This is a genomic window from Burkholderia sp. A2, assembly GCF_001729305.1.
GTDB lineage: Bacteria > Pseudomonadota > Gammaproteobacteria > Burkholderiales > Burkholderiaceae > Burkholderia > Burkholderia sola.
Window position 1 is genome coordinate 254,464 of record NZ_LZXX01000024.1, and the last position, 11,985, is coordinate 266,448.

At 66.8% G+C, this 11,985-nt stretch carries 13 protein-coding genes and 1 tRNA gene; 10 read left to right on the forward strand and 4 right to left on the reverse strand.

Annotated elements, in window-relative coordinates; all coding sequences use genetic code 11:
- Positions 1-7: 7 nt before the first annotated feature.
- Positions 8-616: a CNP1-like family protein gene (locus A9Z05_RS02950; RefSeq protein ID WP_069616811.1), complete on the forward strand. Its 609-nt coding sequence runs from the start codon at positions 8-10 to the stop codon at positions 614-616.
- Positions 617-709: 93 nt separating this feature from the next.
- Here A9Z05_RS02950 and proB read toward each other — a convergent pair whose 3' ends face one another.
- From proB to rplU, 4 genes are all read right to left on the reverse strand, one after another.
- The gene (gene proB, locus A9Z05_RS02955; protein ID WP_069616812.1) at positions 710-1,828 is read right to left on the reverse strand and encodes a glutamate 5-kinase; all 1,119 of its coding nucleotides are present in this window, start codon (positions 1,826-1,828) and stop codon (positions 710-712) included.
- Between the two features lie 89 nt (positions 1,829-1,917).
- Positions 1,918-3,030: a GTPase ObgE gene (gene obgE / locus A9Z05_RS02960; protein ID WP_069616813.1), complete on the reverse strand. Its 1,113-nt coding sequence runs from the start codon at positions 3,028-3,030 to the stop codon at positions 1,918-1,920.
- Between the two features lie 186 nt (positions 3,031-3,216).
- Complete coding sequence (gene rpmA, locus A9Z05_RS02965) at positions 3,217-3,480, reverse strand: 50S ribosomal protein L27 (protein WP_006476999.1); 264 nt, start codon at positions 3,478-3,480, stop codon at positions 3,217-3,219.
- Positions 3,481-3,504: 24 nt separating this feature from the next.
- Complete coding sequence (gene rplU / locus A9Z05_RS02970; protein WP_006025184.1) at positions 3,505-3,816, reverse strand: 50S ribosomal protein L21; 312 nt, start codon at positions 3,814-3,816, stop codon at positions 3,505-3,507.
- A gap of 210 nt (positions 3,817-4,026) precedes the next feature.
- Between rplU and A9Z05_RS02980 the strand changes: the two genes are divergently transcribed.
- The 9 genes from A9Z05_RS02980 (at position 4,027) to A9Z05_RS03020 (ending at position 11,951) form a co-directional block, all read left to right on the forward strand.
- Entirely contained in the window at positions 4,027-5,022 is a 996-nt protein-coding gene (locus tag A9Z05_RS02980) for a polyprenyl synthetase family protein (protein ID WP_050013887.1), read from the forward strand.
- Between the two features lie 149 nt (positions 5,023-5,171).
- Positions 5,172-5,248, forward strand: a tRNA-Pro gene (locus A9Z05_RS02985).
- Between the two features lie 140 nt (positions 5,249-5,388).
- Positions 5,389-6,681 carry an HlyC/CorC family transporter gene (locus A9Z05_RS02990; RefSeq protein WP_069616814.1) on the forward strand — a complete coding sequence of 431 codons (1,293 nt, stop codon included), beginning with the start codon at positions 5,389-5,391 and terminating at the stop codon, positions 6,679-6,681.
- Between the two features lie 122 nt (positions 6,682-6,803).
- Positions 6,804-8,081 (forward strand): GspE/PulE family protein, encoded by a 1,278-nt coding sequence (locus A9Z05_RS02995; protein ID WP_069616815.1) that lies wholly within the window; start codon positions 6,804-6,806, stop codon positions 8,079-8,081.
- Entirely contained in the window at positions 8,078-9,289 is a 1,212-nt protein-coding gene (locus A9Z05_RS03000) for a type II secretion system F family protein (RefSeq protein WP_069616816.1), read from the forward strand. Before A9Z05_RS02995 ends, A9Z05_RS03000 begins: the two co-directional genes overlap by 4 nt.
- A gap of 46 nt (positions 9,290-9,335) precedes the next feature.
- Positions 9,336-10,247, forward strand: a complete 912-nt coding sequence (locus A9Z05_RS03005) for an A24 family peptidase (protein WP_069616817.1) — start codon at positions 9,336-9,338, stop codon at positions 10,245-10,247.
- 1 nt (position 10,248) lies between these two features.
- Complete coding sequence (gene coaE / locus A9Z05_RS03010) at positions 10,249-10,857, forward strand: dephospho-CoA kinase (RefSeq protein WP_069616818.1); 609 nt, start codon at positions 10,249-10,251, stop codon at positions 10,855-10,857.
- Positions 10,858-10,966: 109 nt separating this feature from the next.
- Complete coding sequence (zapD, locus tag A9Z05_RS03015) at positions 10,967-11,722, forward strand: cell division protein ZapD (protein ID WP_069616819.1); 756 nt, start codon at positions 10,967-10,969, stop codon at positions 11,720-11,722.
- A 28-nt stretch (positions 11,723-11,750) separates the two neighbouring features.
- Positions 11,751-11,951, forward strand: coding sequence for a DNA gyrase inhibitor YacG (locus tag A9Z05_RS03020; RefSeq protein WP_021159902.1), 201 nt, complete (start codon positions 11,751-11,753; stop codon positions 11,949-11,951).
- Positions 11,952-11,985 lie beyond the last annotated feature (34 nt).

An 11,985-nucleotide genomic window follows, 5' to 3' on the forward strand; every position in this document is an offset into this window, starting at 1 on the left:
GGACTGCATGACCGGGCGCGACCTTGGTGTCGCGCCCTTTTTTTACGAGGAATGCATATTGAAAGCGATTGCTCTCGCGCTCGCATCGATCGCCGCGATGGCCGCCCTGGCCGGCTGCGCGAACTCGAAAGCGCCGTCCAACAAGGATGACAGCGAGTTCGTGTACCTGCTCGACCGTCAGGGAACCTGGAAGGAAAACACCGTCGACACGCTGCCGCCGCTGCCGCAAACGGGCGATCTGCTGCCGTTCAACGTGTCGCAGAACACGCCGCTGAAGTTCTTCGTCGATGCGAAATCGCTCGACGTCGGCAGCGACGGCGTCGTGCGCTACGCAGTCGTCGTCACGAGCCCGGCCGGTGCGCGCAACGTGAACTACGAAGGCATCCGCTGCGACACCTACGAGTGGCGCCAGTACGCCGGCCTGAATTCGGACCACAACGGCTGGGATCGCACCGTCGAGAACGACTGGCGGCGTATCGAAAACGGCGAGCTGAACGCCTACCACTCCGCGCTCTACCAGGACTACTTCTGCGCGAACAAGATGCCGCAGGGCTCGACCCGGCAGATCCTCGAAAACATCCGGTTCCACCGCACCGCGATGACGCAGTTGCGCTGACGGCACGCGATGTGGGTCGCCACATCGTCCGCCGCACAAAAAAGCCCGCATCGCGCGGGCTTTTTCATTTGAACGACGGAATCCGGCCGGTGATCACACCAGCACGAGGTTGTCGCGGTGAATCAGTTCGGGCTCCAGCATGTAGCCGAGCACGGCCTCGATCTCGCCGCTCGGCTTGCGGTGAATCAGCTTCGTTTCCGCGCTGCTGTAGTTCGTGAGCCCGCGCGCCACCTCGCGCCCGTCCGGGCCCACGCACGCGATCACCTCGCCGCGCGCGAACGCACCCTGCACGTCGATCACGCCGATCGGCAGCAGGCTCTTGCCGCCGGCCGTCAGCTTCTCGACCGCGCCCGCGTCGATCACGACGTGGCCGCGCACCTGCAGATGGTCGGCCATCCATTGCTTGCGTGCCGCCATTCGCGCGGTCCGTGCGATCAGTTGCGTGCCGATCGCCTCGCCGGCCGCCAGGCGCACGAGCACGTCGGACTCCCGGCCGCTCGCGATCACGGTATTCGCGCCGCTGTGCGCCGCACGCTTCGCCGCGAGGATCTTCGTCAGCATCCCGCCGCGACCGAGGCTCGAACCGGCCCCGCCCGCCATCGCCTCGAGCTCCGGCGCGCCCGCATTGGCCTCGCCGACGAGCGTCGCATTCGGGTCCTTGCGCGGATCGGCCGTGAACAGCCCCGACTGGTCGGTGAGGATGATCAACGCATCGCCTTCGATCAGGTTCGCGACGAGCGCACCGAGCGTGTCGTTGTCGCCGAACTTGATTTCGTCGGTGACGACCGTGTCGTTTTCGTTGATGATCGGCACGACGCCGAGCCGCAGCAGCGTGAGCAGCGTCGAGCGCGCGTTCAGGTAGCGCTCGCGGTCCGCCAGATCGGCGTGCGTGAGCAGGATCTGCGCGGTGCGGATGCCGTGCTCGGTGAAGCGGCTTTCGTAGACTTGCGCGAGCCCCATCTGGCCGACGGCGGCAGCGGCCTGCAGCTCGTCGATTTCCCGCGGCCGCTTGCTCCAGCCGAGTCGCTGCATGCCTTCGGCAATCGCGCCCGAACTGACGAGCACGACTTCCTTGCCCTGCGCACGCAACGCGGCGATCTGGGCTGCCCAGCGGCCGATTGCAGCATGATCGAGCCCCTTGCCGTCGTTGGTCACGAGGCTGGAGCCCACCTTCACCACCAATCGCTTCGAATCCGCGATGATCGAACGCATCCTGCACTGTCTCCTGTATCTGATGCCGGCCCGCCGGGCGCGATGGAACGCCGACGCCGGGCGGCACGCCCGGCGCGTGACCTAACCGTTCAGGCGTCGTCGCCCGGCGCCGCACCGCCCTTCGCCGGCGGCGCATCGCGGAAACGCACGTCCGCCGCGAGATCTTCCGCCTCCGCCGCGCGATGCGCGTCCGAATGTTCGGAGAGGTAGTCGTAGATCGCATAGCACAGCGCTTCGCAGCCCTGGCCCGTCAACGCCGAGATCTCGAACACCGGGCCGTCCCAGCCGAAGCGATCGAGGAAATCCGCGACGCGTGCCTCGCGCTCGTCTTCCGGCACCATGTCGAGCTTGTTGAGCACGAGCCAGCGTGGCTTCTCGTAGAGCGCCTCGTCGTATTTGCGCAGCTCGCCGACGATCGCCGTCGCTTCCGCGACCGGATCGACGCTTTCGTCGAACGGCGCGAGATCGACCAGATGCAGCAGCACGCCGGTACGCTGCAGGTGACGCAGGAATTGATGCCCGAGGCCCGCGCCTTCGGCCGCACCTTCGATCAGCCCCGGGATATCGGCGATCACGAAGCTCTTGCTCGGGCCGACCCGCACCACGCCGAGATTCGGCGCGAGCGTCGTGAACGGGTAGTCGGCAATCTTCGGCTTCGCGTTCGACACCGACGAGATGAAGGTCGACTTGCCGGCGTTCGGCATGCCGAGCAGGCCGACGTCGGCGAGCACCTTCAGTTCGAGCTTCAGCATGCGCCGCTCGCCCGGCTTGCCGTCCGTCTTCTGGCGTGGCGCGCGGTTCGTGCTCGACTTGAAATGCAGGTTGCCGAGGCCGCCGGCGCCGCCCTGCGCGAGCATCACCCGCTGATCGTGCTCGGTCAGGTCGGCGATCAGCTCGCCCGTTTCCATGTCGGTGATGATCGTGCCGACCGGCATGCGCAGCGTGACATCGTCGCCGCCCTTGCCGTAGCAATCCGAGCCGCGGCCGTTTTCGCCGTTGCGCGCGAGGTGCTTCTTCGCGTAACGGTAGTCGATCAGCGTGTTGATGTTGCGGTCGGCGATCGCGTAAACGCTGCCGCCCCGGCCGCCGTCGCCGCCGTCCGGCCCGCCGAACGGGACGAATTTCTCGCGGCGCATCGACGCGCTGCCATCGCCTCCGTCGCCGGCGATGACTTCGATTCGTGCTTCGTCAATGAACTTCATTCGTCACTCCGCCCAGTATTTCCGCTATTGTGCCGCGCGCCGGCACGCTTGAACAATCTGCCGTTCGGCCGATCGTATGCCGGTTGCGCGAGGGTCGCCGGCCCGCACTTGCGGGCGGCGACCCAATAAAAAAGGCCCCGCGAAGACTGCGGGGCCTTTCGGCTACGAAGCCCGTGGGTGCCTGACTTAGGCAGCCGCCGGGACAACGATGACCAGATGCTTCTTGTCCGCGCCCTTCGTCGCGAACTTGACGTGACCGTCGACCAGCGCGAACAGGGTGTGATCCTTGCCCATGCCGACGTTCTCGCCTGCGTGCATGCGCGTACCGCGCTGACGCACGATGATGCCGCCGGCATTGATTGCCTGGCCGCCGTACACTTTCACGCCGAGACGTTTCGACTCGGAGTCGCGGCCGTTCCGGGAAGAGCCGCCTGCCTTTTTGTGTGCCATCTGATTGCTCCTTTACCGAGGCGCTTACGCGTTGATCGCGTCGATGCGCAGCTCAGTGTAGTTCTGGCGGTGGCCGCCGTGCTTTTGGTAGTGCTTCCGGCGACGCATCTTGAAGATGGTGACCTTGGCATGACGACCGTGCGACACAACGGTGGCCTTGACGGAAGCCCCACTGACCAGCGGCGTACCGAACTTAATCGATTCGCCTTCGCCCACTGCGAGAACCTGGTCGAGCGTGATTTCAGCGTCAATGTCAGCCGGTATCTGTTCTACTTTGAGTTTTTCGCCAACGGCAACCTTGTACTGCTTGCCGCCGGTTTTTATGACCGCGTACATTGAGAACCTCACTCTGGATCCAATTTTTCCGCACACCACGCGCGGAAAACACGTGATTATACATGGGGTTAGCACCCAAGTCAAAGCCGATCGACGATTGCCGCGCGCGGGCCTCGGCCGGACGGCCAAAATCGCGCCGCTGGTACGTCTGACAGACCGGCATATCGCGGATTCGACTTATAATCCGCGGCATCACCCAATTCCATCATCATGTCGTCGTCCACCGCCTCCCCCACCCTCAGCGCCGCCCACCTGCTCGCCCCGATCACCAGCGACATGGAGCAGGTGAATCGCGTTATCCGGCAAAGTCTCGCGTCCGACGTGCTGCTGATCAACCAGATCGCCGAGTACATCATCGGCGCGGGCGGCAAGCGGCTGCGTCCGGCGTTGCTGCTGCTCGTCGCCGGCGCGCTCGGCGAAACGTCGCACCAGCGGCACGTGCTGGCCGCCGTCGTCGAGTTCATCCACACGGCCACGCTGCTGCATGACGACGTCGTCGACGAATCCGAGTTGCGCCGCGGCCGCCAGACCGCCAATGCGCTGTTCGGCAACGCGGCGAGCGTGCTGGTAGGCGACTACCTCTACTCGCGCTCGTTCGAGATGATGGTCGGCGTCGGCAAGATGCGCGTGATGGAGATCCTGTCCGAAGCGACGACGATCATTTCGGAAGGCGAGGTGCTGCAGCTCCTCAACATGCACGACGCGGACGTCGACGAAACGCGCTACATGCAGGTGATCCGCTACAAGACGGCGAAGCTGTTCGAGGCGTCGGCGCGCCTGGGCGCGGTGCTCGCGGGCGCCGACGCGCCGACCGAGGCCGCCGCCGCCGAATACGGCCGCCGGATCGGCACCGCGTTCCAGATCATGGACGACTGGCTCGACTATGCGGGCACCGCCGAGGCAATGGGCAAGAATGCCGGCGACGATCTGCGCGAAGGCAAGCCGACGCTGCCGCTCATCTATCTGATCGAACGCGGTACGCCCGAACAGTCGGCGCTCGCACGGGAGGCGATCGAACACGGCGGCACCGATCGCTTCGACACGATTTTCGAAGCGATCACGCGCTCGGGCGCGCTCGATCACACGCTCGAATGCGCACGCCAGGAAGCGCAGGCGGCAGCCGCGGCGATTGCCGCGTTCCCCGATTCGATCTACAAGGAAAGCCTGCTCGGGTTGTGCTCATACTCGACGTCGCGGCAGTCGTAAACACGCCGCGAACGCGAGGCGATGCCTTGTCTCGAAAATTTTCTTCATCAAAGTATTCCCTTTTAGAAAAAACATCGTTATAGTTACGTTCTTGCTTGTGACGACGCAGCGATTCTTAACGAAGACGGCGAAGTCGGAAGAGCAAAAATCGGGGTGTAGCTTAGCCTGGTAGAGCGCTACGTTCGGGACGTAGAGGCCGGAGGTTCGAATCCTCTCACCCCGACCAGATTTAAAAAAACCGTGCACCGCGTGCACGGTTTTTTTTCGTCCGGCCGCCGCGGCCCCTCGTGTCGCGCGCGACACATCGCGGTCGCCGGCCTCTGCTATATTTCCCCCATCCCTGTCCTTCACTGCCCTTTCCAACGCGTGGACCAAATTCCCTTATGGGCGCAAATCGGCGCCGTCTTCCTGCTTCTTCTCTGTTCCAGCTTCTTTTCCATTTCCGAGACCGCGATGATGGCGCTCAACCGCCATCGGCTGAAGCATCTCGCCGGCCAGGGCGTACTCGGCGCGAAAACCACGCAGGGGCTGCTCACGCGCACTGACTTGCTGCTCAGCGTGATCCTGATCGGCAACAACCTGTTCAACACGATCATCCCGGTCCTCACGACGTCGCTCGCGCTCCATACGTTCGGCCGCAACAACCTCGCGCTGTCGATCGCGACCGGCGTCGTCGCGTTCCTGATCATCGTGTTCGCGGAAATCGCGCCGAAGATCGTCGGCGCGACGTTCCCCGAACGCATCGCGCTGCCCGCGAGCCTCGTGATCGCCCCGCTGATGCGCGTGTTCAAGCCGGTCGTGTGGTTCGTCAACGCGCTCGCGAACGGCGTGCTGTGGGTGCTGCGCATCAACACGAAGACGGGCCGCGACCAGCGGATGTCGGCCGACGAGCTGCGCGCCATCGTGCTCGAATCGAGCAGCTTCATGCCGACCAAGCACCGCAGCATCCTGCTCAACCTGTTCGACCTCGAGAACATCACGGTCGACGACGTGATGGTGCCGCGCCGCCAGATCGAGTCGCTCAACTTCTACGCGCCGCTCGACGACATCCTGCATCAGCTCGAAACCTGCTATCACAACCGGCTGATCGTCTACGAAGGCGACATCGACAAGGTGCTCGGCGTGCTGCACGTGCGCAAGACGCTCACCGGGCTGCACAACCAGGATTTCGACCGCGAGACGCTGCGCGCGCTGCTCGCCGAACCGTACTACGTGCCGTCCGGCACGCCGGTGGTCCAGCAGCTCCAGTTCTTCCAGGAAACCCGGCAGCGCACCGCGCTCGTCGTCAACGAGTACGGCGAACTCGAGGGGCTCGTCACGCCCGAGGACATCATCGAGGAACTGATCGGCGAATTCACGACGTCGATGCCGCGCAGCGAACGCGCGGGCGGCTGGGACGAGCACGGCGAATGCATCGTGTCGGCCAGCATGCCGCTGCGCGAGCTGAACCGCTGGCTGCACCTGAAACTGCCGACCGACGGGCCGAAGACGTTGAACGGACTGGTACTCGAGATCCTCGAGGAAATTCCGGAAGACGACGTGTGCCTGAAAATCGGCGACGTGATGCTCGAGGTGATGCGCAGCGACGATCAGGCAGTACGCACCGTCAAGCTCTTCAAGCCGCGCGGCACGCGCACCGGGCGCGCCGCCTCGCGCTAGGGCCTGTTCACGCCGATAACGGGCTGGCCCTGGCCTTGGCCGAACGGCCGACTGCCGGCGCCGCCCGCGACGCGCGATCATCTGCGTGTCACGGTCAACAGGCGGCCAACGTGCCGGCTCACATGCACTTCCCTTCCTCCGCGGCGTCGCTGCACGCGCAGTCGGCACCTGCGCACGCCGACGCGCCGCCCGCCGCCGCGCCCCATGCACTCGATGCGGCCCAGCTCGACGATGCCCCCGCCGTACGGCTGCTGACGGACACGCTGCACGCCGCGCGCGTGCGCGACGCGTCGGACATCCACGTCGAGCCGTTCGAAGCCGGCTGGCGCATCCGTCTGCGCATCGATGGCGTGCTGCATGAACACGCGCGGCCGCCGTCGCACCTGCGCGATGCGCTCGTCACGCGAATCAAGGTGCTCTCGCGCATGGACATCGCCGAGCGGCGGCTCCCGCAGGACGGCCGGCTGCGCATCGCGATCGACGGCGGCACGCGGGGCGACTATCGCGTCAGTTCGCTGCCCACGCTGTTCGGCGAAAAGCTCGTGCTGCGGCGGCTCGAAACGCTGCCGCCCGATCTCACGCTCGCCAACCTCGGCTTCGATGCGCGACAGGCGGCCGCGATGGAAGCCGCGATCCGCGCGCCGCATGGCCTCGTGCTCGTCACGGGCCCGACCGGCAGCGGCAAGACGCTGTCGCTCTACTGCGCGCTGCAAATGCTCGATCGCGACGCGCACAACGTCTGCACGGTCGAGGATCCCGCCGAGATCCAGCTCGACGGAATCAATCAGGTCGGGGTCGCCGACAAGGCGGGGCTGACGTTCGCAACGGCGTTGCGCGCGCTGTTGCGGCAGGACCCGGACGTCATCATGGTCGGCGAGATTCGCGATGCGGAGACGGCCGACGTCGCGATCAAGGCCGCGCAGACCGGCCATCTCGTGTTGTCGACGCTGCACACGAACGACGCGCCGGCTGCCGTCGCGCGGCTGCTCGACATCGGGGTCGCGCCGTATAACCTCGCCGCCGCGCTGCACCTCGTCACCGCGCAACGCCTCGTCCGGCGCCTGTGCGTCCACTGCCGCGCGCATTCGGACGCATCGGCGCGCGCGCTGCGGGAAGCCGGCTGCGACCCGGCGGCGCTGGCGGCCGGCTGGCGGCCGTTCGTCGCACGCGGCTGTTCCGCCTGTCACGGGATCGGCTATCGCGGCCGCATCGGCCTGCATCAGACGATGCCGGTATCGCCCGGCCTGGCCGAGCGCATCGTCGCGCGGGCGAGCGTCGGCGAACTCGCGCAATGCGTGGCGGCCGAGGGCGTGCGCACCCTGCGCGACGCGGCATTCGCGCGCGTCATGGACGGCACGACGAGCATCGCGGAAGCCGTCGCCGCCACCCCAGCGGCGTGAACGTGCGCACGCCGCCGCGCGAAACCCGCTTCGCATGGCGCGGCCGCCATCGCGACGGCTCGCCGCGCCGCGGGATCGTCATCGCATTCGACGCCGCGGCCGCGCGCGCCACGCTCTCGCGCAACGGCATCGCGGTACTGTCGCTCGACGTCCGCGGGCCGGCCCGCCCGCCCACGGCCGGCGCACGCGACATCACGCGCTTCACGCGCCAGCTCGCGAGCCTGCTGCAGGCCGGCTTGCCGCTCGCGCCGTCGCTCGACATGCTCGCGCGCACCCGCACGCGCGACGGCGTGCCGCGCATCGCCGCGGGGCTCGCCCGCGAGATCGTCGGCGGCCGGCGCTTCGCCGATGCGCTCGCACGCTATCCATCGCAATTCGGCACGCTGTATCGTCAGTTGATCGAGGTCGGCGAGGCGTCCGGTTCGCTCGGCGTCGTGCTGACGCGGGTTGCGGAACACCGCGAGCGCGCCGATGCGCAATGGCGCAAGCTGCGCGCCGCACTCGCGTATCCGGCCGCCGTCATCCTGTTCGCGCTCGCGATCTCGGCCGCATTGATGGTGTGGGTCGTGCCGACCTTCCGGCAGATCTTCGACGGTTTCGGCGCCGCCCTGCCCGCACCGACCCGTGCGCTGCTCGCGCTGTCCTCCGCGCTGTCGGCGTGGGGCGGTGTGCTTCTGGCCGGCGCGGCCGCCGCCGGGCTTGCCGCGCAGTACGCGCTGCGGCGCTCGGCCGCGCTGCGTCATGCGCTCGCGCGGCGTCTGCTGCGCGCCCCGCTTGCGGGCAGCGCGCTCGAGCGGTACGCTGCCGCCCGCTGGTGCCGGTCGCTTGCGACCCTGCTCGGCGCCGGCGTGCCGCTCGCCGATGCGTTCGCCACGCTCGAGAGCACGGCCGGTCATCCGGTGTTCGCGCACGCCACCGCGCACATCGCCGCACGCGTGTTGCGCGGCGTGCGTCTGGCCGATGCGATGCATTCGGCCGGCTGCTTTCCGGACGACGTCGTGCAGCCGATCGCGGTCGCCGAGGAAACCGGTGCGCTCCACACGATGCTCGCCGACATCGCCGCGCTGTGCGAACGCCAGCTGGACACGCGCCTCGATGCGCTCGCGGCGCTCGGCGAACCGTTGATCGTGATCGTCCTAGGCGCACTCGTCGGCGGCCTCGTGATCGCGATGTACCTGCCGATCCTTCAACTCGGCAACGTGGTGTAGCATCGCAACCGATTCTGTCGCCTTTTAAGTCCGAACCTTGAGCCTCATGACGTCCGCGCCCCTGTCCGCCGTTTCCGATTCGCCCGAGGGCACGCTGCTCGCGCTGGCGATGCTGCCGCCCGCGCTGCAGTATGCGTTCGCGGTCGTCATCGGCCTTTGCATCGGCAGCTTCCTGAACGTGGTCGTGCACCGGTTGCCCGTGATGATGCAGCGCGCGTGGCAGGCCGAGATCGCCGAAGCGACGGGCACCGCGAGCGCGCCGCCCGACGACGGTTATCCGCCGCGCTACGATTTGTGGCGCCCACGCAGCGCCTGCCCGCATTGCGGCCACGTATTGCGCGCGTGGGAAAACATCCCGCTCGTCAGCTACCTGATGCTGCGCGGGCGCTGCCGGCGCTGCGGCCATGCGATCGGCATCCGTTACGTGCTCGTCGAGATCGCGTGCGCAGGGCTCGCCGCCGGCTCGCTCGCGGCGTTCGGCCCGACCGTCGCCGCGCTTGCCGCGTTCGCGCTGTGCGCGGCGCTGCTCGCGATGAGCGCGATCGATATCCGGACCGGCTACCTGCCCGACTCGATGACGCTGCCGCTGCTGTGGGCCGGGCTCGCGCTGAACCTCGGCGGCACCTTCACGTCGCTGCGCTCGGCCGTGATCGGCGCGATGGCCGGCTACCTGTTCCTGTGGTCGATCTACTGGCTGTTCAAATGGCTGCGCGGCATCGAGGGCATCGGTTTCGGCGATCTGAAGCTGCTCGCCGCGCTCGGCGCGTGGATGGGCTGGGCCGCACTGCCGCAGGTCGTGCTGTTCGCGGCGGTGACCGGCGCGATCGTCGGGCTCGTCGCGACGTGGCGCGGCCGCATGCGCTTCGAGGAGCCGATTCCGTTCGGCCCGTTCCTCGCGGCCGGCGGCGTCGCCACGCTGTTTTTCGGCACCCCTTTCTATGCGGCGCTCGGAGGCTGACATGTTTTCCGTAGGACTCACGGGCGGCATCGGCAGCGGCAAGACGACCGTTGCCGACCTGTTCGGCGCCCGTGGCGCATCGCTCGTCGATACCGACCTGATTGCCCACCGCATTACCGCGCCGGGCGGCCTCGCGATGCCGGCGATCGAGCAGGCTTTCGGTCGCGACTTCGTGGCCGCCGACGGCTCGCTCGATCGCGCGAAGATGCGCACGCTGATCTTCAGCGACGACGACGCGCGCCGGCGCCTCGAAGCGATCACGCATCCGCTGATCCGCGCGGAGACCGATCGCGACGCGCGCGAAGCACGGGGTCCGTACGTGATGTTCGTCGTGCCGTTGCTCGTCGAGTCGGGCACCTGGAAGGCGCGCAGCGATCGCGTGCTCGTCGTCGACTGCCCGGTCGAAACGCAGATCGCGCGCGTGATGCGGCGCAACGGTTTCACGCGCGAACAGGTCGAAGCGATCATCGCGCGACAGGCGACGCGCGAAGCCCGCCTCGCCGCAGCCGACGACGTGATCGTCAACGACGCGCTCACGCCCGGCGCGCTCGCCGCGCAGGTCGATGCACTGCACCAACGCTATGTCGAATTCGCGGCCGCGGCGCGGTGACCATCGCGCGCAATCGTGATGGTGTACGAAATTGGCGCGTTGCTAGGGTAGAGAGGGGGCATTAGAATGTCCTTCATTGTTTCAATCCCTACCCAAGAGGCGAGCGCGCTTGATTCTTTACGAGTATCCGTTCAACGAGCGAATTCGCACGCTGTTGCGTCTCGAAGATCTGTTCGAGCGCTTCGCGTTCTTTTTGGCTCAGGAGGACCCGCGTGAACACCACGTCGCACTGACGACGCTGTTCGAAATCGCCGAGGTAACGGGCCGCGCGGACCTGAAATCGGATCTGATGAAGGAGCTCGAACGTCAACGGCAGACGCTCGCCCCCTTTCGCGGCAATCCGGGCATCGAGCAGAACGCGCTCGAGGCCGTGCTCGGCGAAATCGAGCAGACGCTCGCGAATCTCGCGCAGATGCAGGGCAAGACCGGCCAGCACCTCGTCGACAACGAGTGGCTCGCCAGCATCCGCAGCCGCGCGGTGATTCCGGGCGGCACGTGCAAGTTCGACCTGCCGTCGTACTACGCGTGGCAGCAATGGCCCGCCGAGCAGCGGCGCCAGGACATCACGAAGTGGATCCTGCCGATGCTGCCGTTGCGCGACGCCGCGGCGATCGTGCTGCGGCTCGCGCGCGAATCGGGTCAGGCGTCGAAGGTCATGGCGATGCAGGGCAGCTACCAGCAGATGCTGTCCGGCCGCAGCTACCAGTTGATGCAGGTGCGCGTGTCGCCGGAGTTGCGCGTGATTCCCGAGGCGAGCGCCAACAAATACATGCTGTGGGTGCGATTCACCATGCAGGACGGCGATGTACGGCCGCGCGCGGTGGACATCGACGTGCCGTTCCATCTGACACTGTGTAATCTGTAACGGCCGCGTGCCGGTTCAATGCTTTCGTATGACTACCGTCGTGAAATGTCCTTCGTGCGGCGCAGAAGTGCGCTGGACGCCTGAAAACAAGTTCCGTCCCTTCTGTTCGGCCCGCTGCAAGCAGCTCGACCTCGGCGCATGGGCCGCGGAAAAGTATCGGATCGGCGGTTCCTCGGACGAGGGTCCGTCGTCGGAAGAAGACGGCACGGACAACCGCCGCGACAGCTGAGCGGCGCCCCGTCCGCCGATATGGCCCGCGTTTC